This window comes from Nonomuraea sp. NPDC049758, assembly GCF_040674635.1.
GTDB lineage: Bacteria > Actinomycetota > Actinomycetes > Streptosporangiales > Streptosporangiaceae > Nonomuraea.
In genome coordinates, this window is record NZ_JBFAMZ010000002.1 from 240,981 (window position 1) to 266,063 (window position 25,083).

Genomic DNA, 25,083 nt, shown 5'->3' on the forward strand with positions numbered 1-25,083 from the left:
AGGCATGACCCGTGTGATGGCCTCCCGCACCGTGCCGTGGATCCCCGTCGAGCACCGCCTCGACGTGATCCTCTCCCCGGACCTCCCGCCCGCCGACGGCACGACCTCGGCGTTCGCGTTCGTCACCGACAGCATCGGCAGGACCCTGCTCACCTGCGTCGACCGGCCCGGACGCGGCTGGGACGTGCCGGGCGGCCACCTGGAGGCCGGTGAGAGCGCCGCCGAGGCCGCGGTCCGGGAGCTCCAGGAGGAGACCGGCCTGCTCCTGGAGCCGCCCGCCCTGTCGGTGTTCGCGTGGCAGCGCGTCGAGCTGCTGCGCCCGGCTCCCGCCGGGTACCGCTACGCGCCGCTGACGTACATGGTGATGTTCCGGGCGCGGCTGGCGGCGCCCGGCGCCGCGACCGCGCCGCCGGCGGGGTCGGAGAGCACCGGCGCGGAGTGGCTGCCCCGGGAGCGGATCATGGAGCTGTGCGCCCACCGCACCTGGCTGCCGCTGCTGGAGTGCCTCTAGAGGGTGCGCGCGCGTTCGAGGTCGGCGCTGCGGTAGTGCCGCTCCGGGATGCTCGCCAGCGTGGACGGGTGCACCTGCGGGCCCAGGCCGTACAGCTTCTGGAAGCTCATGATGAGCGGACGCCAGGCGTCGGGGTCGATGTGGTCGTCGGTGCCCTCCATCCGGATGTCCTCGTGCACCCAGACCCGCTGCACCCGCACCTCGAACGCGAGCACCCCGCCGTCGCCGACCGGATGCGTCTCCTCCACCACGACCTCCATGGCGACCGGGCACTCGGCCACCCGGGGCGCGGCCACCGTCTCCGACGCGACGGCGGTCAGCCCCGCCCGCTGGAACTTGTCCGGCACGAACCGGTAGCCGCGCTGGTGCTTCCGCTCGGGGACCGGATCGCTCCCGGTGGTCAGCGCCAGCCGGTCCACCTGGGGGGCGAGCGCGTCGGAAGGCAGGTTGAGCACGCCTTCGCCGGTCCGCAACAGGTTCTGGGACGTCTTCGATTTGGCCCCGAGCCCCAGCATGCCGCGCCAGCCCAGCCAGAAGGCCGACGACATGGGGGCGAGGTTGGGGGTGCCGTCCTCGTTCACGGTGGAGATCAGGACGACGGGGGTGCCGAAGTAGAGGATGTTGGGTTCAATGCGGACGTGCTGATCCACGACAGTGTTCATGCCTCCCACTGTCGCCGCCGGTGCGGGCCGGACGCTGGCGGCCTTCGGACCTCTCGTTACCGGGTCAGGAGCGCGGCACGAGCCTGATCGTGGCGGCCCGCGCCTGCCCGCTGACCACCGAGTCCACGATGCTCTCCGGGTAGTGGCGGTACTTGGCCCGGTACGCGGCGTCGATCCGGTCGTTGAGCTCCTGGTCTGCGTCGGCGAACGTGACGCCCTTGTCGACGCCGCCGGCCTGGATCCGGCCGCGTCCGCGCTCCTGGGCGCCGCGGAACCAGGTGCCGTCCCGCCCGTTCACGGCCCGGACGTACAGGTCGTCGCCGAGGCGGACGACCCAGATCGTCACCGGGCGGCGCAGCTCGCCGTCGCCGCGCAGGGACGCGATCTGCAGCTCCTCGGCGGCGGCGATCCGGTCGAGTTCGTCGTTCGTCCAAGCAGTCATGGTGGGGGCCTACCCGGAACCGGTCGGCGGCGCCGACCGTCATCGTCCGTAGTTGGTAAATCCGCCGGGGTCAGGGGAGGTAGCCGGCGCGCCTGGCCGAGACCACGCTCTCCATGCGGGTGTGGGTGCCGAGCTTGCGCATCGCGCTGCGCAGGTAGCTCTTGACCGTCTCCGGCTTCAGGTCGAGCCGCCGGCCGACCTCGGCGTTGCCGCAGCCGACCGCGACCAGGGAGAGCACGTCGAGCTCCCGGGGCGAGAGCGGGTTGGCCGGGACGGGACCGCCGTCCGGCGAGGTCAGCCGGTCGCAGACGCCCTGCAGCCGCTCGCGCAGGACCGGGTCGGCGACCTCCTGGGCGATCGAGCGCAGCTCGGCGTGCGCCTCACGCAGCTGCTCCCATTCGGGGCCGGCGGGCCGTTCGCGGGCCGCGCCGGTGATCGCGGCCGTCTCCAGCGCGGCCACCCGCCGCTCCACCTCCGCCCGTACGGCCAGCTCGACGCCGAGCCGGGCGGCGATCTGGTTCATGCCGTCGAGGACGCGGGTGCCGAGCGGCAGCGGCTCGCGGACGCCGCCGTAGAGCAGCCCGTAGACCGTCTCGCCCACCACGACGGGGACGGCCGCGATCGCCCGCAGGCCCTCCGCCGCCACCGGTCTGTCGTATTCGTGGCTGATGCGGGAGTCGGTGACGTAGTCCTCGACGCTGCCCGGCCTGGCGGTGACCAGGACCCGGCCGCCCAGGCCGCTGCCGGTGTGGATGGCGAGCCCGCGCAGCACGTCCGTGCGGACCCCCGTCAGCTCGGTGAGCCGCACGGCGCCGCCCGGGGCCGACACCGCGCCGCCGAACAGGACGGGCAGCCCGACGACGTGCCGCATCCGGATGAGGGCGGCCCGCAGGAGCACGGCGGCCTGCGGGGCCAGGGCACTCGACGGAAGATGTGTCACCGCCATGTCACCAGCATGGCACGCGGCCGGCGTCCCGCGGCTACCCCTGAACGGGGGTAGCGTGCCGCACCGCCCTGGCGGATGCTTCGGGCATGGGTGACTCACTGCTCTCCTACGCGTCCGGCGTCTCCGCGCTCCCCCTGCTGGGCCAGACGATCGGGGAGAACCTGGAACGCGCCGCGGCCCGGTACGCGGGCCGCGAGGCGCTGGTCGAGATGGCGAGCGGGCGGCGCTGGACGTACGCCGAGTTCGACGCCGCGGTGAACGAGGTGGCGCTCGGCCTGCTGGCCAGGGGCATCGCCAAGGGCGACCGGGTCGGCATCTGGGCGCCCAACTGCGCCGAATGGGTGCTGACGCAGTACGCCACCGCCAAGATCGGCGCGATCCTGGTCAACATCAACCCGGCCTACCGCGCCCACGAGCTGGACTACGTGGTCCGCCAGTCGGGCATGCGGCTGCTGGTCAGCGCCGTCGAGCACAAGACGAGCGACTACCGCGCGATGCTCGCCGAGATCGGCTTCACGCAGGTGGTGTTCATCGGCGAGCCCGGCTGGGACGAGCTGGTCGAGACCGGCCGCCGCGCCGACCCCGCCGCGCTGCGCGCACGGGCGGCCACGCTGTCCTTCGACGACCCGATCAACATCCAGTACACCTCGGGCACGACCGGCTTCCCCAAGGGCGCGACGCTGTCGCACCACAACATCCTCAACAACGGCTACTTCGTCGGCGAGGGCGTCGGCTACACCGAGGACGACCGGGTCTGCCTGCCGGTGCCGCTCTACCACTGCTTCGGCATGGTCATGGGCAACCTGGGCGCGACCTCGCACGGCGCCTGCGTGGTGCTGCCCGCGCCCGGCTTCGACGCCGAGGCCACGCTGCGGGCCGTGGAGGCCGAGCGGTGCACCTCGCTGTACGGCGTGCCGACGATGTTCATCGCCGAGCTGGGCCATCCGCGCTTCGCCGACTTCGACCTGTCGTCGCTGCGCACCGGCATCATGGCGGGCTCGCCGTGCCCGGTCGAGGTGATGAAGCGGGTGATCGGCGAGATGCACATGAGCGAGGTGGCGATCTGCTACGGCATGACCGAGACGTCCCCCGTGTCGACGATGACCCGCCGCGACGACGGGCTGGTACGGCGCACCGAGACGGTCGGCCAGGTGATGCCGCACCTTGAGGTGAAGATCGTGCATCCGGAGACCGGGCTCGCGGTGCCCCGGGGCGAGCCGGGCGAGCTGTGCACCCGCGGCTACTCGGTGATGCTCGGCTACTGGAACGAGCCGGACAAGACAGCCGAGTCGATCGACGAGGCCCGCTGGATGCACACCGGCGACCTGGCCACCATGGACGCCGAGGGCTACGTCAACATCGTCGGCCGGATCAAGGACATGGTCATCCGCGGCGGCGAGAACGTCTATCCGCGCGAGGTCGAGGAGTACCTCTACACGCATCCCGACATCGCCGACGTCCAGGTGATCGGCGTGCCGGACGAGAAGTACGGCGAGGAGCTGATGGCCTGGATCGTCATGCGCCCCGGCACCGAGCCGCTGACCGCCGAGGCGATCAGGGACTTCTGCGCCGGCCGCCTGGCCCACTACAAGGTCCCCCGCTACGTGCACCTGGTCAACGGGTTCCCGATGACGGTCACGGGCAAGATCCGCAAGGTCGAGATGCGCGAACAGGCCGTCACCCTCCTGGGGCTCCACCCCTGACCTGCTGAACCGCGGGCGGCGGGCGCGCGTATCTCCGCGTATGCGCTCGAAGCAGACGTCGCTCGCGCCTGGCCCGGCCCGGGACCCCGTGGGAGCATGTGGGGGTCGCGCCCGCCCCGGGCGGCGCGGCCGGGTTCCTGGCCTCCGACAACCTGGCGGGTCGGCTATGAGAGCTTCTGCCCGGACGTACGCCGTGTTCGCGGTCGGCGTGGGCGTCCTGGTGCTGGTCGCGGTGCTGCGCTTCGGCGGCGGCGCCGGCACGGTGGAGGTCTTCGGGCTGCCCACCGCCGGTCCGGTCACCGACTGGGGGCTGCCGCTGGCCCGCCTCGCCCTCGACCTGTGCGCGGTGGCGTGCGTGGGGACGTTGCTGGCGGCGTCCGTGCTGGCCCCGGCCGGCTCGCCGGAGTCGGCGCGGTGCCTGCGCGCGGCGGGCTGGTGGGCGCTGGGGTGGGCGGTCGCCGCCCTGGCCGGTTACGTGTTCACCTTGTCCAGCTTCATCCCGATGCCGGTGCAGTACCTGCTGGCCGAGCCCGGCATGCTCGACTTCGGCACCTCGCTCCCGCAGACGCAGGCGCTCCTGGTGGTGCTGGTCACCACGTTCGCGGTGGCGGTGGCCACGCTCGTGCGCCGGCTGCCCGCCTGGGTGCCGCTGGCCGTGGCGGCGTTCGGGCTGCTGCCGCCCGCCTACGTGGGCCATGCCGCCTCGGCGGCCGACCATGACATCGCCGTCTCCGCGCTGATGGCCCATCTGCTGGGGGTGTCGGTGTGGGTGGGCGGCCTGGCCGCGGTGCTGCTGCACTTCCGGCACTCGGCCGACCTGCGGGTGGTGCTGCCCCGGTTCAGCACGATCGCACTGTGCTGCTTCGCCGCCGTCGCCCTCTCCGGCGCGGTCAGCGGCTGGGTGCGGCTCGACCGCCTGTCCGACCTGTGGCTGAGCCGGTACGGCCTGCTGCTGCTGGCCAAGGTCGCCGCCCTGGCGGTGCTGGCCTGGTTCGGCCGGCGGCACCGTCTGCGGACCGTGGCCGGCGTGGCCGACCGGGGGGTGCGGGGCACGTTCGTCCGGCTGGCCGCGGGCGAGGTGATCGTGATGGTGGCGGCGACCGGGCTGGCCGTCGGCCTCTCGCGCACCCCGCCGCCGCCCGGCGCGGGTGGCGGGCACGACCATCCCGTCCTGGAGTACGCGCTCGCGCCCTTCTCGCCCGGCGCCCTGCTCAGCGAGGTGCGCTTCGACCCGCTCGTCCTGCTGCTGCTGGCGTTGCCCGCCGCCGGTTACCTCGCCGGTCTGCGCCGGGTGCCCGGCTGGCCGGTCCTGCGCACGCTCTCCTGGCACGCCGGGCTGACCCTGGCCGCGGTCGCGCTGTTCGGCGGCGTGGGCGGGTACGCGCGGGCGATGTCGTCGGCGCAGGCCGTGCAGCACGTCGTGCTCGCCGTCGTCGCGCCGCTCCTGCTGTGCGCGGGCGCGCCGCTCACCCTGGCCGCGCGGGCCACCGGCCCCGGCTCCCAGTACGGCCCTCTCGGCGACCGCGCCCCCGGCCGCCGTCTCACCCGTCCCGCGCTGGTGACGGCCGCCGTCCCGGTGCTGCTCCTGCTGCTGTACGGCACGCCGTGGCTGCCCTGGTCGCTCGCCGGGTACGCGCCCCACCTGGTCACCATGGCCGTGTCCGCCGGGGCCGGCCTGCTGGTCGCCTGGGCGGTGCTCGACCTCGACCCGCTGCCCAGGCCGTTCCCGTGGGCCGCGCGGGTCCGGCTGCTGGCCGTCGCCGCCGTCGCGTACCTGGGGCTGGGGACGTACCTGCTGGTGGGCCCGGCCGTCGCGGCGGAGTGGTTCGCCCTGGCGGCCCCGCCCGGGGTGCCCGACCCGCTGGCCGACCAGCGCGCGGCCGGGGCGGTGTTCCTGCTGGCGCCGCTGGCCGCCTACGCGTTCCCGGCCGTACGCCTGGCCCTGCGACGGCAGGCCGCCCGCGCGCACCGCCCCCGGTCCGTCCTACACTCATCCCCTATGGGCGATCTCCCGGTCTACGACGTTGTCCTGTTGCCGCCGCACGACGTCAACGCCGAGGCCGTGCGCCTGAGCCGGCGTTGCGCGGAGGCCGCCGCGACCGAGTTCGTCCTGCGCGAGGACGGTCTCTACCCGCACATCTCGCTCTACATGGCCAATTTCACCCCCGACCAGCTCGAAAAGGCCGTCGCGCTGCTGCGCGACCTCAGCGGCCGCACCTCCGCGACACTCCTGGAAGGCGAGTCCTTCGCCGCCAACGAGCAGGGCATGGTCGAGCTGTTCTACCGGAAGACGGACGCGATCATCCGGCTCCAGGAGGACGTCGTCGCCGCGCTCAACCCGTTGCGCACGGGCCTACGCCACCGCGACCCGGTCGGCCGCGTGCTGGCCGACCACCGGCTCACCGCGCCGTCCACGGCCCGCGCCAACCTCGACCTCTACGGCTACGACGAGATCGGCGACCTGTTCCGCCCGCACATCACCCTCACCCGGCTCCAGCAGCGGGACCACCCGCTCGACCTGGGCCTCCTCGCCGCGCCGTCGGCCTTCACCGCCACCTACCAGGCCCTCGCGCTGTGCGTGATGGGCGAGCACGGCACCTGCACCGAGATCGTCGAGACCTTCACCCTCGACACCGCCCCCGTCACCCCGACGGCCTGACCGTCCCGGCCGAGGCCAGCCTGCGGGCCAGCTCCCGGCAGCGTTCCCCCAGCTCCGGCGGGTCGAGCACCTCGAAGTCGTGGCCCAGCGCGACCACGTGCATGAGCACGTAGTCGAGGCTGCCCGCGCCGCTGACCAGCTCGCACCGGTCGCTCCCGCGCTCCCGCACGACGGCCGCCGACGCGGGGACCTGCGCGCGTACCGTGGCGGCCGGGGCGTGCAGGAGGAAGCGCGCCTGGTGCGGGTAGGCCCGGCTCGCCACGCCCTCCTGCACGTACGCCGCCGCGTCCGGCGCCGGGCGCGGCCGGAACCGGAAGGTGCGCGCGGCCACCGCGGCCATCCGGTCCACCCGGAAGCTGCGCCAGCCGTCCCGGTCGAGGTCGTAGGCGAGCAGGTACCAGCGCCGGTCGGAGGTCACCAGCCGGTACGGCTCCACCCGCCGCCGCCCCACCCGCCCTCCTGACGGGTAGTCGAAGCCGGCCTCGACCTCGTCCCGGCAGGCCCTGGCCAGCGTCATGAGCACCTCGGGATCGACCGGCACGCGCCCGCCGCCGAACGACTCCACCGCCCCGGACAGCGCACGCACCTCGTGCCGGAGCCGGGCGGGCAGCACCGTGTCGAGCTTGGCCAGCGCCCGGATCGCGGCGTCGCCCGCGCCCGCGACCGCGCTGTCCGCCCCGGCGAGCAGCGACACGGCGGTGGCGATGGCCTCCTCGTCGTCGAGCAGCAGCGGCGGCAGGTCCTGGCCGGGCCCGAGCCGGTAGCCGCCGCCGATGCCCTGGCCGGCGTGCACCTGGTAGCCGAGCGCGCGCAGCCGTTCCACGTCACGGCGGACCGTGCGGGACGTGACGCCGAGCCGTCCGGCCAGCTCGGGGCCGGTCCAGACCTGACGCTGCTGCAACAGGCCCAGCAGGGTCAGCACCCGCTCGGTCGTGCCCCGCTCCGCGCCGCCCGTCTCGTCCATGCCGCCACCTTGCCAGAAAGCGGACCGATCCTGTCCGCCGGTGGGGTGATCGTGGCTCCATGGACGCACACACACTCGACTGGAACCGCACGTTGCGCGAGCAGTGGGAGTTCCACTGGAACCACCAGCTCCGGGCCCGGCTCGACGGCCTGACCGACGAGGAGTACTTCTGGTCGCCGGTGCCGGACGCCTGGAGCGTACGGCCGCGCGGGACCTCCACGGCGCCCGTCCAGGCCGGCGCGGGCGGCCACACGATCGACTTCGCCTTCCCCCAGCCGGTGCCGCCGCCCTTCACCACGATCGCCTGGCGGCTCGGCCACGTCATCGTCGGCGTGCTGGCCGTCCGCAACGCGGTGCACTTCGGGGCGCCGCCGGCCTCGTACGAGACCTGGGAGTACGCCGGCGGCGCGGCCGCGGCGCTCGACCAGCTCGACACGCAGGCCGAGCGGTGGCTGGCGGGCGTGCGGGAGCTCGGCGAGGCCGGCCTGCGCGCGCCCATGGGCGACGCGGAGCCCTTCCCGGAGGCCCCCATGGCCGACCTGGTCCTGCACGTCCACCGCGAGCTCATCCACCACCTGTCGGAGGTCTGCCTGCTGCGCGACCTGCACCTCCACATGAACCGCCCCTGACCGGAGGCGTCGTTTCCTACCCTCTCCCCATGAGCACCGACATCTACGGCTTCATCGAGGCCCGTCACCCGCTCGCCCACGAGGACTGGTACGAAGGCGACCCCTGGACGGCCGCCTCCATCCCGCTCCACCCGCTCTACGACGACCAGGACCACGGGTCGTTCGCCTGCCTGTTCGGCATCCGCGACCGGCTGGGGTGGCCGCCGGTCGCGGCCGGCCGCGGCCTGCCGGACGACGTGTCGGGACCGGTCCGCGCCGAGTACGAGGACACCGCCCGCCTCGACCCCGCCGTGCACGGGTGCACCTGGGTCTCCTGGGCGGAGCTGCGCGACCTGGACCTGACGGCACGCCCCGCGGCCGGATCCGGCCCCTTGACCCGCCTCGACCTGCTGGGACCGGAGACCGGGTGGGCGGCCGTCTTCGAGGTGATGCGGGCGCTGGCGCGACGCTTCGGGCCCGACGGCGTGCGCCTGGTCGTCTGGTTCGACTGAGCGCCGGCATCGGATCGGTGCAGGCCGCCGCGAACCGGTCCAGCAAGCCACGCCCACCCTATGCCGCACGCCACCATGACCTTGGAAGCCGCCCCAGCCGGTCACACATGAGGAACGACGACCACCTGATCGTCGTCTTCGTAGATGATCCTGCCGGGATCCGCCGATTCGAGGCGTACACACTCCACATCGTGCGCGGCGAGGATCGCCAGATACCCCGGCACCCGCTCGACGAGCCGGGCGGCCGACGCCTTGAACCAGGCCGCCGCCATCGGGTTGACGTCGCGGCGGTAGACGTCGGGGTCCACGGTGGTCGGGTCGGTGAAGTTGGCCTCGTACCACGCGTTGTTCTCGCGCCTGAACGCCTCCTCCTCGTCCGACAGAAGACCTTGCTCGGCGAGGCTGTTGACCAGTCCGAACACCCCTGGGTGCGTCCCGCGGCCGTTCGGCGCTGGACTCTGGAACCTCACGAACACCGGCTCTTCCGTCAACGTGCCTCTCCTCGTGTCTGCGACCCACTGGCTCTCGGCAAAGCGGGCGTTGACTGACAGTAAAAACTTGCCTACTGTGAGTGCTCGACATCACAGAACTCATCGAGAAGGTGAAGCTCATGCTCAGACGAGTCGAATCCGACCGGTGGCAGGAAGCGCTCGATGTCAACCCCCTCTACAACGGGCTGGTGCCCGAGGGCGGCGTGCCCCGCTTCAAGATGCCGGCCAGCCCGATGAACCCCAGCGCGGCCCAGGCTCTCATCCGTGACGAGCTCCTTCTCGACGGCAACGCCCGGCTCAACCTTGCCACGTTCTGCACCACCTGGATGGAGCCGCAGGCCCGCGAGCTCATCGCCGAAACCCTCGACCGCAACATCGTCGACCACGACCAGTACCCGCAGACGGCCGACATCGAGGCGCGCTGCGTCAACATGCTCGACCATCTGTGGAACGATCCAAACGGCGTCAGCGTCGGCTGTTCCACGGGCGGCTCCAGCGAGGCGGCCATGCTCGGCGCGCTGGCGATGAAGTTCCAGTGGCGCGAGCGGCGCCGGGCAGCCGGGCTGCCCGTCGACCGGCCCAACCTCGTGATGGGCACCGCCGTCCACACCTGCTGGCCGAAATTCTGCCAGTACTGGGACGTCGAGCCACGCTGGATCCCGATCGAGGAGCCGGCCTACACGCTGTCCGCCTCCCGGCTCAGGGAGTTCTGCGACGAGAACACCATCGGCGTCGTCGGCGTGCTCGGCTCCACGCAGTGCGGCAAGTACGACCCGATCGAGCAGATGTCGGCCGAACTCGACCGGCTGGAGGCCGAGCGCGGCCTGACGATCCCGCTGCACGTCGACGCCGCCGTGGGCGGTTTCATCACCCCGTTCCTGGAGCCCGACCGGGTGTGGGACTTCCGGCTCCCCCGGGTGCAGTCGATCAACACCTCGGGGCACAAGTTCGGCCTGGTGTACCCGGGCGTCGGCTGGATCGTCTGGCAGGAGCCCGACGCGCTGCCCGAAGACCTGGTGCTCTCCTGCGACCTGCTCGGCGGCAACATCGACACCTTCACGCTCAACTTCTCCCGCTCCGGCGCGCCGGTCGTCGCCCAGTACTACAACTTCCTGCGGCTCGGCTTCGACGGCTACCGCGCCGTCCAGCAGACCTGCCGGGACGTGGCGACCTACCTCGGCGACGAGATCGCCAAGCTGCCCGAGCTGTCGCTCATCGCCGACGGCTCGGAACTGCCGGTGCTCGCCGTCCGGACCGCTCCCGGTTTCGACGGCTTCACCGTCTTCGACCTGGCCGAGCGGCTGAAGATGCACGGCTGGCAAGCCCCGACGTACTACCTGCCGCCCAACCTGGAGCACATCGCCGTCATCCGCTTCGTCATCCGCAACGGCTTCAGCCAGGACATCGCGGCCAAGCTGCTGGCGAACCTGCGTACCGAGGTCGAGTACCTGCGTGACAACCGGGTCCCGCGGCCGCGGACGTCCGCCGAGCAGCCGGGCGTGCCGACCGGAAGGTGAGCCGGCGGTCCCACTGAAGGGCGATCCCCAGGTCTGGGGGTCGCCCTTTTCGTCGGTCGCCCGCGAGCCGTCCAGAGCCCGGGAGAAATATGACTAAATGTCCGGATCATGAAGACGTCATGAGCGATCGGTGATCGCGTCTCTGGTCGGCGTACGCGCAGGCCAGCAGGCTTGTACCCATGACGGACGTGGTGCGGTTGGACGCCGTGAGCAAGGTGTACGGCAAGGGTCAGGGCGCGGTGGCGGCCCTGCGTGAGGTGTCGGTGGGCATCCCGCAAGGGTCGTTCACCGCCGTGATGGGCCCCTCGGGGTCGGGCAAGAGCACGTTCCTGCACTGCGCGGCCGGGCTGGACGTGCCGTCGTCCGGCTCGGTGCGGCTCGGCGGCACGGAACTGTCGGGCATGGACGAGACCGCCCTGACCGAGCTGCGCAGGCAGCGGATCGGGTTCGTGTTCCAGGCGTTCAACCTGATCCCGGCGCTGGACGTCGTCGAGAACATCACGCTCCCCCTGCGCCTGGCCAAGGCCCGCGTGGACCGCGACTGGCTGGCGGAGATCCTGCGCCGGGTCGGCCTGGAGGGCCGGACCGGGCACCGGCCCACGCAGCTCTCGGGCGGCCAGCAGCAGCGGGTGGCCATCGCCAGGGCGCTGGTCACCAGGCCGGAGGTGGTGTTCGGCGACGAGCCGACGGGCGCGCTGGACACGATGACCGCCCGCGACGTGCTGAGGCTGCTGCGCGAGGTGGTGGACGGCCTGGGCCAGACGGTGGTGATGGTGACGCACGACCCGGTGGCCGCCTCGTACGCCGACACCGTGCTGTTCCTGGCCGACGGCCGGATCGTGGACGCGATGACCGCGCCGACCGCCGACAAGGTGGCCGAGCGCATGACCAGGCTGGGAGCGTGGACGCGATGATCACCTTGGCGTTGAGGATGTTGCGGCACAGGAAGGCCGCGTTCGCCGGCGCGTTCTTCGCGCTGCTGTGCGCCGCCGCCCTGGTGTGCGCCTGCCTGATGTTGCTGGAGACCGGCCTGCGCGGCGGCGTCGCCCCCGAGCGGTACGCCGGCGCCCCCGCGATCGTGGCCGCCGACCAGTACGTGCGCCAGACCGTCGACAAGGGCGACGGCAAGAGCAAGACCAAGGCCAAGCCCCTGACGGAACGCGCCTGGCTGCCCGAGTCGGTCGTGGCGGCGATCCGGGCCGACAAGGTGATCCCGGAGGTGACGTTCCCCTTCGGCGGCTTCACCGGGCACGGCTGGGAGTCGGCCGCGCTCACCCCGTTCACCATTGCGAAGGGACGCGAGCCGAGGTCGCCGGGCGAGGTCGTCGTCGACGCGCGCGCCGGCCTCGACGTGGGCGCCGAGCTGCGCGGACACCGCGTGGTGGGCGTCACCGCGCAGGCGCTGCCGAGCCAGGACACCGTGTTCTTCAGCACCGCCGAGGCCCGCCGCCTGGCCGGTCACCCCGGCAGGGTCAGCGCGGTCGGCGTGTTCCCCGGCCTGGACCGGGCGCCCGAGGGCACGGTGGTCTACACGGGTGACGAACGCGGCAGGCTGGAGTTCCTGGACGCCGAGCAGGCGCGGGTCAAGCTGATCAGCATGGGCGGCGCGCTGGCCGGCACGTCGCTGCTGGTCGCGATCCTGGTGGTGGTGGGCACGTTCGCGCTGTCCATCCAGCAGCGGCAGCGCGAGCTGGCCCTGCTGCGCGCCGTGGCGGCCACTCCCCGGCAGGTTCGCAAGCTGGTGGGCGGCGAGGCGCTGCTGGTCGCCGGGGCGGCCGGGGTGCTGGGCGCGGCGGCGGGCATCGGCGTCGGGTTCTGGCTGCGCGCCCAGTTCGTCGCGCTCGGGACGGTCCCCGCGAACCTCGGCCTGGTGGTCAGCCCGTTCCCGCCGCTGGCCGCGCTGCTGGCCACGGTCGGCGCCGCCTGGGTCGCGGCCCGCGTGTCGGCCCGCCGGCTGACCAGGATCCGGCCGGTGGAGGCGCTGGGCGAGGCGGTCCTGGACAGCGGCAGGGTGGCCCGGTGGCGGCTGGTGGCCGGGCCGCTGGCCCTGGCCGGTGCGGTGACGCTGACGGTGGTCCTGTCGAACCTGCGTACCGAGGCGGCGGCCACGCCCGTGACGATGCTGACCGCGCTGGTCTGGACGATCGCGCTGACGCTGCTCGGCCCGGTGGTCGCACGGGTGGCCGCGGCGGTGCTGTCGGTCCCGCTGCGGGCCTCCCGGGTGGGCGGCTTCCTGGCCGCGCGCAACCTGCGCGCCAACTCGGGGTCGCTGGCCTCGGTGTTGTCGCCACTGACCCTGATGATCGCGATGACCTGCACGATCCTCTTCGTCCAGACCACGATGGGCCACGCCGCGCAGGAGCAGGCCGACGCGGGCACCCGCGCCGAGTACGTCGTGACCGGCGCCTCCGCCGCCGAGGCGGCCAAGGTTCCCGGCGTCGAGGCCGTCACCCGGGTGCTGCGCACGACCGTCCGGTCCGGCCTGGACAAGTACGGCGCGCAGGCGGTCACCTACGACGACCGCACGATGGACCTGGGCATCGTCGCCGGCTCGATGAAGGACGTGGCCGTCAGCTCGACCGCCGCCGAGCGGCTGGGCGTCGGGGTGGGCGACCCGCTGAAGCTGACGCTGGGCGACGGCACCCCCGCGACGGTGACGGTCAGCGCGGTGTACACCCGCGGGCTGGGCTTCGGCGACCTGACGTTGCCGTACGACCTGGTGGCGGGCCATGTGGACGAGCCCGCGGCGTCCCTGCTGGTCAAGGCGCCAGGGCTGACCGTGGACGCCCTGGCCGGGGCGCTGCCCGGGGCGTCGGTGCTGGACCGGGCGCGGGCCGCCGAGGTGAGCGCGTCGAACCCGCAGGCCACGTTCGTGGCACTGGGCCTGATCATCGCCTTCACCGCGATCGCCGTGGTGAACACGCTGGCCATGGCCACCTCGGCCCGCTCGGGCGAGATGCGCGCGCTGCGCCTGGCCGGCACGACGCGGCGGCAGGTGCTGCTCATGCTGCGGCTGGAGACGCTGGGCGCGGTGGTCACCGCCGTCGTGCTCGGCACCGGGGCCGCGCTGGTGACGCTGGCCGCGTTCGGGGCGGGGATGACCGGGTCCGCGGTGCCGTACGTGCCGGTGGGGACGTACGCGGCGGTGGTCGGGGCGGCGGCCGTGCTGGCCCTGGCGGCCACCGTCCTGCCCGCCCGGCTCACGATGCGCTCGGCGGCGTGAGCGGACGGTCAGTCCACCGGCAGCAGGGTGCCGAGGGGGCCGAGGTCGAGGTTGAGATCGGCGGGCGTCAGCCCGAACCGGTCGCACAACTCGGCCATGGCCTCCTCCAGCCGCATGAGGGTCAGCCCCACCGCCTCCAGCTGCTCCCCCGTCAGGTCGCCGTTGTCCATCCGCCGGACGCACTGGCGCTCCACCAGCTGGCGGATCAGCTCGACCAGCGTCAGCACGAGACGGCTCAGGTCGTGCTGCACCGAGTCGGCGTCCGTCTCCAGCCGCCACTCGCCGGGTCCGGCCACCCGCCCGTCAGTCGGGCTCGTCATGTCGCATCCCTCCTTCGACCGCGTCGCCTTCGCGCACGCTGACCAGCAGGGCCCGCAGCGAGATCCGTACCAGGTCGATGCCGGAGATGGACAGCACGAGGTCGCCGGTCACCACCGCCCCACCCGCCAGCAAGCGGTCCAGCAGGTCGACGAGCGCCACCCGCTGGTCGGGCAGGCGGCCCTGGGCGGCGAGCCGGGCTCCTCTCGGCTCAGGAGGCGTCACCGCGGGCCGCCTCACCGTCCTGGTCGAGGGCGGCGAAGGAGTAGGGCGCCCAGGGGCCGACGAGCTCCACGGTGACCCCCCGCTCGGCGACGTCCTCGATCACCTGCGCGAACTCGGCGGCGCGTGCGTCGTCCACCAGGTAAGCGCCGTTGAGGACCATCTGCTCCCGCCGTCCGGACAGCTGCGGGTCCTGGGCCCGGTGGCATCTGCCGACGACGGCGATGTCCATCAGCGCCTCGTGCACGGCCCGGGCGTGCTCGGCGGCCCGGCGCCAGTCGGCCTCCCGGCTGCGCAGGGCGGCCCGGCGGCGGTTCAGGTAGGCCGCCCCCGGCGTCGCGTCCGGCGTCGGGCCCTGCGGGTCGGACGCCGGCTCCGCCCCGCCGGGAACGGCGTACGCCTTGACGCCCCACTCCCGCCGGCCGGCCACCCGCGCCAGCACCGCGTCGAACTGTTCGTGCCGCTCGTCGAGCAGCTCCCGGACCTGCGCCTCTCCCGTGTAGACGGTGACCAGCCGCACCGGCGCCGTGGGCCTGAGGGCGGCGACGGCCTCCACCACCCGGTGGTGGGCGCGCGCGGTCTCCTCCAGCCAGGCGAGGTCCTCCATCGAGCGCCGCAGCGCCTCCTCGCCGAACTCCGCCAGCGAGACCGTGCTGAGGAACGCGGCCAGACCCCGGTGCGCGAGGCGGCGCACGGGCGCGCCCGCCACCCCCGCCAGGCCGTCGGGCCCCCCGCCCTCGTCGCGGGTGACCGCGTAGAGGTAGACGCCCTGGTCAGTGGCCACGCTCGACCGCCTCAGGCGCGTGCCCGGTCGCGGCGCCGCCTTCCACCACCCGGGCGGACACCATCTCCTCAAGGGCCGCGAGACGGCGGCGCAGCTTGCGGTTCTCCTTGGCCAGCTCCTGGGTGTCGCCGGTGAGCCACGGGTCGTGCTCCCACCAGTCGATGCCCATCTCGCGGGCCGTGTCGACCGAGGCGATGAGCAGGCGCAGCTTGATCGTCAGCAGCTCGATGTCGAGCAGGTTCACCTGGATGTCGCCGGCGATCACCACGCCCCGGTCGAGCACCCGTTCCAGGATGTCGCCGAGGTTGGCCGACTCGCGCCCGCCGGAGGCCGGCTGGTACGACGCTCCGGGCATGTACGGGCTCGACCGCACGTTGGCGCTCACCGCGAGCCCTCGGCGAGGTCGCCGCTGCCGCGCTTGTACCGGCGCACCCGTCGATAGGACAGGAGGCCGCCCGACATGTCGAGTTCGAGCTCGTACAGAGCCAAGGTGTCACCGGAGGACGGGATCCGGCGGTCCTCCACCATCTCCACGCCGACCAGCCACCCGTCCTCGGCCGGCTCGACCAGCGTGACGCTCTCGGCCTCCTTGCCGGTCAGCTCGGTCATCATCCGCAACCCGACCCCGGCCACCTCGGCGGCCGGCATGTCCGCCGGACGCGTGCGAGGCGGCCCCTCGCCGCCGGTTTCCGCATGCCCTGTCGTCCCCGGCACGCGCTTGTGCTCGGTCTCCTGCCTGGCAGGCACCACATCACCCCCGTACTCCCCTGGTGCGGCCCCCCGCTAGCGCCTCACCAGCCGACCATCCCCCGCAAGATCTCCTCCACCGCCCGGTCCTCCTCCTCCGCGGAGATCCGGCCGTCGGCCCTGGCCTGCTCCACCGCCTCCAGACGGCGCCGGACCACGGCCGGGTCGTGCAGCTCGCGCTCGACCTGGTCGCGCATGAGCTCGCCGAGCTTGACTACCGCGTAGAGCGGCATGAGTGGCCAGCCAAAAAGCAACGTCCCCAGTCCCAAGGATGTTCACTCCTCCCGGGTGCCCGCGTCCGTGCCGGCGCGGTCAGCTCGTGCCGACGAAGTCGTACGGCGCCATCGGCCCCAGCAGCCGCAGCTCGACGCGTCCCGACCAGCGGCGGGCCAGTTCGTCCACGGCCTGTTCGAACTCGGCCCGCCGGTCGTGCGCCACCAGCGCGGCCACGTGGGCGGCGTCCCGTTCGTGAGAGGGCTCTCGCACGGCCAGCTGTTCGCAGACGTCCGAGAGCTCGTCCACCACCGTCGCGGTGTCGGCCTCGCGCTTGTCCGCGATCGTGCCCTCGATGATCTCGCCGAGCCGCATGCGCTCGTTGCGCGTCGCGTCCTCCGAGCGGCCGGTGATCTGCTGCCGGAGGCTCGCGGCCTCGCCGTTCTCGCGCAGGATCTCGGTCAGGATCGCGCGCTCGTCGTACCGGCCGTTGACGACGTACTGCGTCCGGCCCTCCACCTCCTGAAGGGCGTCGGCGAACTGGTCGTGGTACGGCTTCAGCAGCTCCTCCACCACGGCCTCGGAGTTCGTCAGCACCGCCCCGAACCGGAACGGCAGCACCGGAACCTCCGCCGCCGTCTGGTCGAGCAGCCGCTGATGCGCCTGAAGGTCGCGCGGGCGGCCGAGCGGACGGTCCGGCTCGACGTCGCTCACCAGGGCGGCGACCTGGCCGAACGGCACCAGCCGCACGTCCCCGCCGGGATCCCCCACCCCCTTGGTCCCGGGCTCCACCTCGACGTCCATCGGCACGATCCCGTACACGTAGGACGCGTAGCCGTTCATGCTCGCCTGCGCCCTGTCCTCGGACCCGGCGGCCTCCGCGGCCTCTCTGTGTGGCGACATCTCAGCCATCCTCTCTACGACGTGCCCGGCGCGGCTCTTCCTCGCGGTCCACGACCTCCCCCGTGAGCTCCTGCAACTCGTCGGGCTCGTCGGAGGCGGCCTCCAGCTCCCCGGCGTCAGGCTGGCTCGCCTGGCCGACGGCCCTGGCCGCCGTCACCCCCTCGACGACCTCCGGCAGGCCCTTCTCGGTGGCCGACAGGTCGAGGCGGTTGGCCGCCTCCGCGAAGCGCAGGTACGTGTCCACGCTGGCCACGACGATCCGGGTGTCGATCGTCAGCACCTCGATGCCGACGAGCGAGACCCGGACGAAGGCATCGATGACGAGGCCCTTGTCGAGGATGGTGTCGATGACGTCCGCCAGACTTGTCCCCGCGGTGCCGCTGCTGGCCGGTGTACCGCGACCGGCAGGCTGAACGGTCATGTCGTTCCCCCTGGTTCTGGGTGGCCGGGCCCTCGGCGACAGGCCCTGACGAGTGGCTACTCGGCTCGGATCCGGCGCCGGCGTACCGGGCGGTCCTGCTCGGCGGACCGGCGGGTGGGCGCTCCGGCGCGACGCCGCGCCACGGCCGGAGCCGCGGGACGCTCCTCGGGCTCCTCTTCTTCTTCCTCCTCCTCTCCTTCTTCTTCCTCTTCAGGCTCCTCGAACTCTCCCTCTTCCTCCTCGAACTCCCCTTCTTCTTCCTCGGGCTCCTCCTCTTCTTCCTCTTCCTCCTCCTCGGGCTCCTCTTCGTACTCCTCCTCGGGCTCTTCGGCTTCCGCCCGCTCGCCCTCCTCGGGCTGCTCCTCCTCGGGCTGTTCAGCTTCCGCCCGCTCGCCCTCCTCGGGCTGCTGCTCCTCGGCTTCCTGCTGCTCCCGCTCCTCCTGGACGGCGGTCTCGTGATCCTTGACGACCTGACTGTCGCGGATCTCGCCGCGCCAGCCCTCCAGCTCGTCGGGCTTCAGCAGCAGGTGCGCCATCACGTGCCGTCTGAAGTGCTTGAGCTCCAGGCGTACGCGCCGGCCCTGGGCGCGCCACAGGTTGCCGGTGCGCTCGAACAGGCCCTGCGGGTGGTACTCCAGCACGACCAGGACCCGGGTCAGGTCAGGCGAGACCTCATGGAAGGTCACCGCTCCGTCGACATACCCCTTCGCTCCCTCGGACCGCCAGATGATCCGCTGGTCGGGGATCTGCTCGATGATGTGCGCCTTCCAGGTCCGGTGCGACCAGAAGACCTGAGCCTTCCAGGACACCTCCTCGTCGGACTCCTGGTTGATGGTCTCGACCTTCTTCATGAAGGTCGGGAAGTCCTGGAACTGGGTCCACTGGTCGTACACCAGGCGCCGGGGCGCACCGATGTCGATCGACTCGACGATGTTGGTGATCTTCGCGTGGCCGGCTTTCCCGCCGCCACGGCCGGTGATCTTCTGCCAGATGCCTTTGAGTCCTCCCTTGAGGCCCCCCTTGAGGCCTCCCTTCAGACCTCCCGTGAGGCCGCCTTTCAGCGCTCCGCTCATGAAGCCGGGCTTGTCCGAGCCCGTGACCGCGCTCATCAAGCCCTTTCCGCCGTGTTCGACGTAATCGGTGAGCCGGCCGGTCAGTCCGTCGAGCTTGTCCCCGGCGGAGGACAACACGCGCGTGCCCGCCGCCTGCAGGAGCCCCTGCGCGGACTGCACGAGCCGGTCCATCGGCAGGTTGCCGGCGATGCCCTGGCCGGCCTCCCCGGCCTTCCCCGCGACGTCCGCTGCCTTTCCGGTGACGTCCCCGGCCTTGTCAGTGACGTCCCCGGCCTTGCCGGTGACGTCCTCGACCGTGCCCGTCGCGGCCTGACCGGCTCGACGGGCGGTTCCGGCGGCCTTGCCCAGGGCTTCCCCGCCGCTTCCGGTCGCCGTCCTCTTCGCTGCATCAGCCACCGCACTCACCTCCGTGACTGGCCGACCCGCCGGACAGGACGTGTCCGCCGCTGCCCTCTGTGACCCTCATGACCCTCTTGCCCCTCGGGCCTGCGTCTGGCCTGCTCCGGCGCCTCGGGTTCCTCTTCGTCGTCCTCCTGGTAGCGATCGCCTTCGTCGTAGTCCTCCTCGCCGTAGTCGGTTTCCTCGTCCCTGGGTGCCTGCCGCTTCGTGGGCTGCGGCTCGGCTTCTTCTTCCTGCGCGGTCCCGGACTTCTCCCCACGCTCCTGGAGCTTGTGGGTCAGGGAGTCGATCTGCTTGGTGGCCGCGGAGATCACCGCCGCCTTGCCGACTTCCATGAGCTCGCCGCGAAGGCGGCCGGTCATCCGCTGAATCTCGGGATTGGAGCCGAGGGTCTTGACGCCCTGCGCCAGCAGGCCACCAGCCCCACCCTGGCCGCAACTGGCGCGTCCCGCCAGCCCGGCCGCCGCCAGTGCCGCCGCCGTGCGCAACTTGTGGCGCCTGCCGAGGTAGTACCCGGCGAGGACGGCAAAGGCCATTTGCAATCTGCTCGACATGGTCAGCTCTCCTTCCGCTCGCTCACCATCTCGACCTGCACTGGAGTCCAGTGCGCGGTCCAGTGCGCGCGGACAGACCCCGAACACGCCGACGCCTGCTCGCCGCGGCTTGACCTACCCGGAAAACCGACAAAGCACCCAATTGGCGAAAAACGGGACAGGGAGTTGGCGTGCGAGCGCGAATCCAAGCCGACCCATCAGGGCGTGTTTAGCCTCGCCTGCCCCCGGACCCGGGCGAGCGGGAACGTCAGGACCTGGGCCCGACCTGCCCAAGGATCTGCCAACTCCAGAACCGGAGAGCTTGCGCCGAGCGTCATACGGGCCAGACGGCAACCGTCTGAGCGTGATCTCGGAGGCGACCATGAACGACCTGCCATCTTCCGTGTTCATCCGTCCGGCCCCATCCCGGTCCGCGGCACGCGGCAAGGCCGTCCTTCCGCCGTCCGCGCTCTTCCGGGGATCGCCGCTCGCCCCTCGGAGGCGTTTCAGCCACGTCTTCGTCGTCATCGCGGTCGCCCTCTCGCTCGGGACGGGCGTGTTCGTCGGATTCACGGTCAGCCGTGGGCTGCAGGAGGAAGCTCAGGGGCGCGGGCCGGCGGGCGTCGTGAAGGCGGCCGTCCCGCAGGCGGCCCTGTCCGTGGCTCCCCGGCCACCGGCCGCCCCACCGCTCCACCCGGGCACGCGGCCGAAGACCGCGGCGAAACACACGGTGAAGCACACGGCGAAACACACGCTGCAGCACACGGCGAAGCACACGGCGAGGAAGCCGCAGCACACGAAAAGGCGTAGGCACCACCACTCGCCGTGCGCCAGGTTCGAGGGGTTGCGGGCGCGGGTGTGCCACACGATCTTCCGTTGACTCTTGAGCATCTCAAGAGTTGTCGATATAAAAAGATGGTGCACGAAGAGACCGCTGAGGACACGTTCTTCCGTGAGCTGGGAGGCGCCTGCGCCGAGCTCCGGCAGGCCTTCGCCCGGCACGTGGGCATGAGCCCCCACCGGGTCCAACTGCTCATCCGCCTGCGGCGCGACGGCGAGACCAGCCACAGCGAGCTGCGCCGGACGCTCGGCATCGACGGTGCGAGCGTCACCCGGCTGGTCAAGGAGTTCGAGGCCGAAGGGCTGGTCAGCCGCCGCCTGGACCCGGCGGACAACCGCTACACCCTGTCCGCGCTCACCCCCACCGGCGAACGATGCGCGGCCGACCTCGACCGCTCGCACCAGGCGTACCAGGAGCGGCTCCTCGACGGCGTCCCGCCGCATCAGCGGGACCTCGTGCTGGACGCCCTGCGCCGCGTCCGCGCGAACATGACCGAACAGGAGAGCCGATGACCGAGGACGCACGGGCCGCGGCCCACCGCATGTACGCCGCCTTCAACGCCCGCGACCACGCCGCCACGACGGAGATCTTCGCGGCGGACTTCCACAGCCACCCCCTGGGCACGACCGGCCCCGACAGCGTCTCCCAGGCGTGGCGGCGGTTCCACGAGGCGTTCCCCGAGGTCCAGGTGGTCGTCGAGGACCTGATCGTCGAGGGGGACACGGTCGCCGTCCGCACGAGCGTGCACGGCATTCCCGGCCGGGAGCCACCGACCATGCTGGAGATGTTCCGGGTGCGCGACGGACGGATCGCCGAACTGTGGGGCCTGTCCTCGCTGCGACGCGACTCCTGAGCCCGGCCTTCCCTGCAACGCAGAAGAGGCCCCGAAGGGCCTCTGACCTGCTGTTGAAACCGGCGGCCGGCCCGAGGCCCCGAGCTTGCGCGGGCTGGGCCGACAGTTTCACAGTCCCGCCACAAGAGCGCTCTGACCTGCGGCTTCTTCTTGAGGGCGGTTCCGGCGGGTTGGCCCGCCCTCCCGTCGGAAGCCGCGGGTCACAGGCTGCGGGCGGTGATGTCGCCGTTGGAGGTGGTGGCGTGGATGTCGAGCTCGACGGTGCCGTCGTTCCTGAGTGCGTTGGTGACGCGGCCGTGGCTGGTGCCGGCGTCCAGGGCCGCCGAGACGCCGTTGGCGGCGGTGATCGAGATGTCGCCGGACTGGGTGCGGAGCACGACCTTGCCGCCCGCGGCCTCGGCGATCCGGATGTCCCCGCGTGTGGTGCTGATCTCCGCGGGCCCGCCCAGCCGGCCGACCTCGACGTCGCCGTCGACCGCCGTGAGGCGGAGGCTCGCGGCCTCCTCGATCTCGATCCGGCTGTACGCGCCTTCGAAGGCGACGTCGCCGAGGCGTCCGGTGGTCCGCAGCTCGGCGCTGGCCGCCTTGGCCTCGACGCGGGAGCCGGCGGGCAGCTGGACCGTCACCTCGATCGACCCGGACGGGCCGAGGATCTGGCTCTTCGCCGCGGTCGCGATCCGCAGGACGCCGTCGGCGTAGTCGACCGTGGTCTGCTCCGCCGCCTGCACGTCGCGGCTCTTCGAGGCGTTGGCGGGCCGGACCTCGACCGTGGTGTCGCTCCGGTCGTCCGCCGCGAACTGCACGCGTCCCGCGGGGATGTCGAGGACGACGCGGACGGGGGCGGGGGTGGTGAACTGCATGATGCTCTCCTGCGAGTGGTGGTCTCCGACGCCCGCCCCTGGAGGGACGGGCACTTGGCCCGCTTCGCGGCCCTGGGGCCGCATCGCTGAACCGTTCATGGGTCAACCATCGCGGGCCGCTCTGATACCGCGCCGTCACCGCCCTGACATGGCCGCTGACATCCGGCGGGACGCAGCCGGCCCCCGCCGGCCCTGCGGCCTCAGCCCATCGTCGCGAGGGTGTCGCGCAGCCGGCGCAGGTCGCGCATGCGGGCCTCGTACGTCGCCCCGACCACCACGAGCAGCAGGCCCCCCACGGCGATCGGCACCCAGCGCGGCACCGCGAGGAACAGCTCCGACACGTACGGAGCCAGTTCCCGCACCACGACCCCGGCGACCACGACCGCCCCGACCGACGTGGGCGCCTGGAGCTTGGACCGGACCCCGGCGAGCAGCACCGCCAGCGCCAGCACGCCGAGCACCAGCGACCGCCGCCATTCGGCGTCCGAGTACACCGCCACCAGGCTGGGCAGCATCGTGAAGGAGAGACCCGCCCCGTAGGCGGCCCACGACGGGACCGCCGCGCCGCGCCGCCGCCACCAGCCGGATCCCAGCAGCACCAGCGAGCACGGCACGGTGTACGCCTCGACGACGGTGACCTCGTCCGCCCCCAGCCGCAGCCACGACGCCAGCAGCAGCAGGACGGCGCCGGCGTACCTGAAACCGTTCCCGCCGCTCCGGCCGGCCGAGCCCGTCCACAGCGACATGAGCAGCACCAGCACCCCCGCCACGGCGAACCCCATGCTCCCCGCGACCAGGACGCGCACGCCCAGCGAGAGCCCCGCCGCCACCGCCTCCAGGCCGAGGAACAGGGCGGCGAAGCCGACCCCCCAGAGCCGGAGTTCCTTCAGCCTGGCCGACAGCGCCATCGCGACGGCCGCCGCCGCCAGGATCGGCAGCACGATCAGCGTCGCCGGCTCGCTGCCGAACGCGTACGCCGCCGCCCGTACCGAGACGGGAGCGGCGACGAGCGCGCAGGCCACCGCCCACCAGGGCGTCCGGCCGCGGATGGCGGCCACCGCGAGTGAGACGGCCGACGCCGCCTGCACCGCCGTCGCGACCGGGTAGGGCATCCCGAAGGCCTGGGGGGCGACCGCGATCGCGAGCGCCCCGGCCACCAGCGCCCCGGCCGCCGCCACCTTGCCCAACCGCCCACCGTGGCCGCGCCCGGCCGCCGCGAGGAGGGCGGCCGCCGGTATGGCCAGGACCACCACGTCCACCGGTGACGCCATCTCGAACGGCGGCCACTCCCGCCCGTTCCAGGCACCTGTCCAGAGGACGTCCAGCCAGGCGAACGGCGCCGCCAGGGTGACCACCAGCCGAGGCAGCACTGTCAGCATGGTCAGCAGCGCCACCAGCCCGCCGGTGCCCATGACCGCCGCCCGTACCCGCCGCCAGGGCAACCGGCAGGCGGCGAGCACCACCCCGAGCGCCGGGACGAGGTAGGCCAGGGGACGCCAGTCCATGCCCGGACCGTCCAGCATCGGTTGCGCCAGCGCCGCCGGCACGGCGATCAGCGTGAGCGCGGTCCCGACGGCGACCGCGGAGCCCCAGATCTCCCTCTCGGCGTCGCCCCACCTGGCCAGCAGCCAGGTCACCCACCCGCCGAGCAGCACCAAGGCGACCAGCGGCACCGACCTGACCAGCGCCTGACCGACGGAAGGCGATCCCAGCGCGTACGGCACGCCGCTCAGCAGGGCGAGGACCGCGACCCCGCTGCCGGTCGAGGCGGCCGTCACCCGCACCGCTCCCCGGCCGCGGCGGACGAGCGCGACGTCCAGCGCCGCCGTCGCCACCAGCGCGGACACCAGCCAGGTCACCGCCCAGTCACCGACCAGCAGCGCAAGGACCGGCTGCGCCAGCACGACGGCGACGGGAGCAGGCCCGCGAAGCCGGGTGATCCGGGCATAGGCCACCAGGATCAGCGCGGTGAGCCCGAACACGCCCGCCGTGTACTGCAACACGTCGAGGGAGTCCACCCCGAGGAGTCCCACCCGCCTGGCCGCGTAGCCGTCGAGCAGCAGCAACGCGACCGCGAACCCGGCCATGGTCTCGGCCGTCGCGGTGAGCCTGCGCCGGATCAGCACGACCGGCGCCAGCATCACCAGTGCGGTGAACGCGGCCAGCACGGCCGCGCGCCCGCCGATGCCCAGCCGGCCCCAGCTCACCACGGTGAACACCGCCGCCGCCACCGTCAGCAGCAGACCACCGAGGATGAGCAGGACGTTCTTCGCGGTGCCCGCGGAAACCTCCGGCCTCGCCGCGCCGGGGCCCGCACCCCCGGATCCGGCCGCCACCCCCGGATACGGCGGCAACGCGCCCGCGTAGGGAGGCACCGGCCCTGGATACGACGGAAACGCGCCCGCGTGCGGAGGCACCGCACCTCGATACGGCGGCAACGCCCCCGCGTCAGGAGGCGCCACCCCCGCGAAACCCTGCCCCGCCGCGCCCGCGCTCGCCCCCGGCTGACCCGCCACACCCGCGCTCGCCCCTGGCTGCCCCGCCACACCCGCGCTCGCCGCCTCGGCACGTAAGACGCCGAGCAGCTCCGTACGGCGGGCCTGCAGCCCGGCGAGCTGGTCCCCCAAGCTGGCGAGAGCCTGATCCACCTGCCAGAGCTCATGCGCGACGGGGCCCTG

The 25,083-nt window shown here is 72.7% G+C and carries 27 protein-coding genes and 1 pseudogene; 11 read left to right on the plus strand and 17 right to left on the minus strand.

The window, feature by feature from the left end; translation table 11 throughout:
- Nucleotides 1-4: 4 nt before the first annotated feature.
- Nucleotides 5-511 carry an NUDIX hydrolase gene (locus AB0J46_RS05535; RefSeq protein WP_364326812.1) on the plus strand — a complete coding sequence of 169 codons (507 nt, stop codon included), beginning with the start codon at nt 5-7 and terminating at the stop codon, nt 509-511.
- On the opposite strand, the gene AB0J46_RS05540 is transcribed toward AB0J46_RS05535, so the two are convergent.
- From AB0J46_RS05540 to AB0J46_RS05550, 3 genes are all read right to left on the minus strand, one after another.
- On the minus strand, nt 508-1,173 hold the full coding sequence (locus tag AB0J46_RS05540; RefSeq protein WP_364326815.1) for a flavin reductase family protein: 666 nt from the start codon (nt 1,171-1,173) through the stop codon (nt 508-510). The genes AB0J46_RS05535 and AB0J46_RS05540 overlap by 4 nt on opposite strands.
- Before the next feature lie 64 nt (nt 1,174-1,237).
- Entirely contained in the window at nt 1,238-1,615 is a 378-nt protein-coding gene (locus tag AB0J46_RS05545; RefSeq protein WP_358289818.1) for a DUF2255 family protein, read from the minus strand.
- Between the two features lie 70 nt (nt 1,616-1,685).
- Nucleotides 1,686-2,561 carry a LuxR C-terminal-related transcriptional regulator gene (locus tag AB0J46_RS05550; RefSeq protein WP_364326818.1) on the minus strand — a complete coding sequence of 292 codons (876 nt, stop codon included), beginning with the start codon at nt 2,559-2,561 and terminating at the stop codon, nt 1,686-1,688.
- Between the two features lie 86 nt (nt 2,562-2,647).
- On the opposite strand from AB0J46_RS05550, the gene AB0J46_RS05555 reads away from it, so the two are divergent.
- Complete coding sequence (locus AB0J46_RS05555; RefSeq protein WP_364326821.1) at nt 2,648-4,264, plus strand: AMP-binding protein; 1,617 nt, start codon at nt 2,648-2,650, stop codon at nt 4,262-4,264.
- A gap of 166 nt (nt 4,265-4,430) precedes the next feature.
- Nucleotides 4,431-6,923, plus strand: coding sequence for a cytochrome c oxidase assembly protein (locus tag AB0J46_RS05560; RefSeq protein WP_364326824.1), 2,493 nt, complete (start codon nt 4,431-4,433; stop codon nt 6,921-6,923).
- Here AB0J46_RS05560 and AB0J46_RS05565 read toward each other — a convergent pair.
- Entirely contained in the window at nt 6,907-7,887 is a 981-nt protein-coding gene (locus AB0J46_RS05565) for a YafY family protein (protein WP_364326827.1), read from the minus strand. The two genes, AB0J46_RS05560 and AB0J46_RS05565, sit on opposite strands and share 17 nt — an antisense overlap.
- A gap of 59 nt (nt 7,888-7,946) precedes the next feature.
- Here AB0J46_RS05565 and AB0J46_RS05570 point away from each other — a divergent pair, with 59 nt between their 5' ends.
- A complete protein-coding gene (locus AB0J46_RS05570; RefSeq protein WP_364326829.1) occupies nt 7,947-8,516 on the plus strand; it encodes a DinB family protein in 570 nt (189 codons plus the stop codon).
- Nucleotides 8,517-8,545: 29 nt separating this feature from the next.
- A complete protein-coding gene (locus AB0J46_RS05575; RefSeq protein WP_364326831.1) occupies nt 8,546-9,007 on the plus strand; it encodes a hypothetical protein in 462 nt (153 codons plus the stop codon).
- Between the two features lie 101 nt (nt 9,008-9,108).
- Here AB0J46_RS05575 and AB0J46_RS05580 read toward each other — a convergent pair whose 3' ends face one another.
- Nucleotides 9,109-9,429, minus strand: coding sequence for a hypothetical protein (locus AB0J46_RS05580; RefSeq protein ID WP_364326833.1), 321 nt, complete (start codon nt 9,427-9,429; stop codon nt 9,109-9,111).
- 188 nt (nt 9,430-9,617) lie between these two features.
- Between AB0J46_RS05580 and AB0J46_RS05585 the strand changes: the two genes are divergently transcribed.
- From AB0J46_RS05585 to AB0J46_RS05595, 3 genes are all read left to right on the plus strand, one after another.
- Nucleotides 9,618-11,015 carry a glutamate decarboxylase gene (locus tag AB0J46_RS05585; protein ID WP_364326835.1) on the plus strand — a complete coding sequence of 466 codons (1,398 nt, stop codon included), beginning with the start codon at nt 9,618-9,620 and terminating at the stop codon, nt 11,013-11,015.
- A gap of 179 nt (nt 11,016-11,194) precedes the next feature.
- Nucleotides 11,195-11,929 carry an ABC transporter ATP-binding protein gene (locus AB0J46_RS05590; protein ID WP_364326838.1) on the plus strand — a complete coding sequence of 245 codons (735 nt, stop codon included), beginning with the start codon at nt 11,195-11,197 and terminating at the stop codon, nt 11,927-11,929.
- Nucleotides 11,926-14,238, plus strand: coding sequence for an ABC transporter permease (locus AB0J46_RS05595; protein WP_364328012.1), 2,313 nt, complete (start codon nt 11,926-11,928; stop codon nt 14,236-14,238). The genes AB0J46_RS05590 and AB0J46_RS05595 overlap by 4 nt, the downstream gene beginning before the upstream one ends.
- Nucleotides 14,239-14,246: 8 nt before the next feature.
- Here the strand turns inward: AB0J46_RS05595 and AB0J46_RS05600 are convergent, their stop codons facing one another.
- From AB0J46_RS05600 to AB0J46_RS05645, 10 genes and pseudogenes are all read right to left on the minus strand, one after another.
- Complete coding sequence (locus AB0J46_RS05600; protein ID WP_364326841.1) at nt 14,247-14,558, minus strand: gas vesicle protein K; 312 nt, start codon at nt 14,556-14,558, stop codon at nt 14,247-14,249.
- Nucleotides 14,542-14,781, minus strand: a complete 240-nt coding sequence (locus AB0J46_RS05605) for a gas vesicle protein (protein ID WP_358289850.1) — start codon at nt 14,779-14,781, stop codon at nt 14,542-14,544. Before AB0J46_RS05605 ends, AB0J46_RS05600 begins: the two co-directional genes overlap by 17 nt.
- Complete coding sequence (locus AB0J46_RS05610) at nt 14,768-15,562, minus strand: GvpL/GvpF family gas vesicle protein (RefSeq protein WP_364326844.1); 795 nt, start codon at nt 15,560-15,562, stop codon at nt 14,768-14,770. The genes AB0J46_RS05605 and AB0J46_RS05610 overlap by 14 nt, the downstream gene beginning before the upstream one ends.
- Complete coding sequence (gene gvpJ / locus AB0J46_RS05615) at nt 15,552-15,917, minus strand: gas vesicle protein GvpJ (RefSeq protein ID WP_364328015.1); 366 nt, start codon at nt 15,915-15,917, stop codon at nt 15,552-15,554. The genes AB0J46_RS05610 and gvpJ (AB0J46_RS05615) overlap by 11 nt, the downstream gene beginning before the upstream one ends.
- Nucleotides 15,918-15,943: 26 nt before the next feature.
- Complete coding sequence (locus AB0J46_RS05620; protein ID WP_364326847.1) at nt 15,944-16,309, minus strand: gas vesicle protein; 366 nt, start codon at nt 16,307-16,309, stop codon at nt 15,944-15,946.
- Between the two features lie 44 nt (nt 16,310-16,353).
- Entirely contained in the window at nt 16,354-16,542 is a 189-nt protein-coding gene (locus AB0J46_RS05625; protein ID WP_352355805.1) for a gas vesicle protein GvpG, read from the minus strand.
- A gap of 79 nt (nt 16,543-16,621) precedes the next feature.
- Nucleotides 16,622-17,425 carry a GvpL/GvpF family gas vesicle protein gene (locus AB0J46_RS05630; protein ID WP_364326850.1) on the minus strand — a complete coding sequence of 268 codons (804 nt, stop codon included), beginning with the start codon at nt 17,423-17,425 and terminating at the stop codon, nt 16,622-16,624.
- Between the two features lie 214 nt (nt 17,426-17,639).
- Nucleotides 17,640-17,846: pseudogene (gvpJ, locus tag AB0J46_RS05635) on the minus strand (gas vesicle protein GvpJ); the annotation flags it as partial.
- 56 nt (nt 17,847-17,902) lie between these two features.
- The gene (locus tag AB0J46_RS05640; protein WP_364326853.1) at nt 17,903-19,315 is read right to left on the minus strand and encodes an SRPBCC family protein; all 1,413 of its coding nucleotides are present in this window, start codon (nt 19,313-19,315) and stop codon (nt 17,903-17,905) included.
- 5 nt (nt 19,316-19,320) lie between these two features.
- Nucleotides 19,321-19,872: a hypothetical protein gene (locus AB0J46_RS05645; RefSeq protein ID WP_364326856.1), complete on the minus strand. Its 552-nt coding sequence runs from the start codon at nt 19,870-19,872 to the stop codon at nt 19,321-19,323.
- A gap of 361 nt (nt 19,873-20,233) precedes the next feature.
- On the opposite strand from AB0J46_RS05645, the gene AB0J46_RS05650 reads away from it, so the two are divergent.
- The 3 genes from AB0J46_RS05650 to AB0J46_RS05660 are packed head-to-tail and all read left to right on the plus strand — an operon-like array spanning nt 20,234 to nt 21,545.
- Complete coding sequence (locus tag AB0J46_RS05650) at nt 20,234-20,731, plus strand: hypothetical protein (protein WP_364326859.1); 498 nt, start codon at nt 20,234-20,236, stop codon at nt 20,729-20,731.
- A gap of 35 nt (nt 20,732-20,766) precedes the next feature.
- On the plus strand, nt 20,767-21,204 hold the full coding sequence (locus AB0J46_RS05655) for a MarR family winged helix-turn-helix transcriptional regulator (RefSeq protein ID WP_364326862.1): 438 nt from the start codon (nt 20,767-20,769) through the stop codon (nt 21,202-21,204).
- On the plus strand, nt 21,201-21,545 hold the full coding sequence (locus tag AB0J46_RS05660) for a nuclear transport factor 2 family protein (RefSeq protein WP_364326865.1): 345 nt from the start codon (nt 21,201-21,203) through the stop codon (nt 21,543-21,545). The genes AB0J46_RS05655 and AB0J46_RS05660 overlap by 4 nt, the downstream gene beginning before the upstream one ends.
- 200 nt (nt 21,546-21,745) lie before the next feature.
- On the opposite strand, the gene AB0J46_RS05665 is transcribed toward AB0J46_RS05660, so the two are convergent.
- Entirely contained in the window at nt 21,746-22,408 is a 663-nt protein-coding gene (locus AB0J46_RS05665; RefSeq protein WP_364328018.1) for a DUF4097 family beta strand repeat-containing protein, read from the minus strand.
- A gap of 197 nt (nt 22,409-22,605) precedes the next feature.
- Nucleotides 22,606-25,053 carry a hypothetical protein gene (locus tag AB0J46_RS05670; RefSeq protein WP_364326868.1) on the minus strand — a complete coding sequence of 816 codons (2,448 nt, stop codon included), beginning with the start codon at nt 25,051-25,053 and terminating at the stop codon, nt 22,606-22,608.
- Nucleotides 25,054-25,083: the final 30 nt, after the last annotated feature.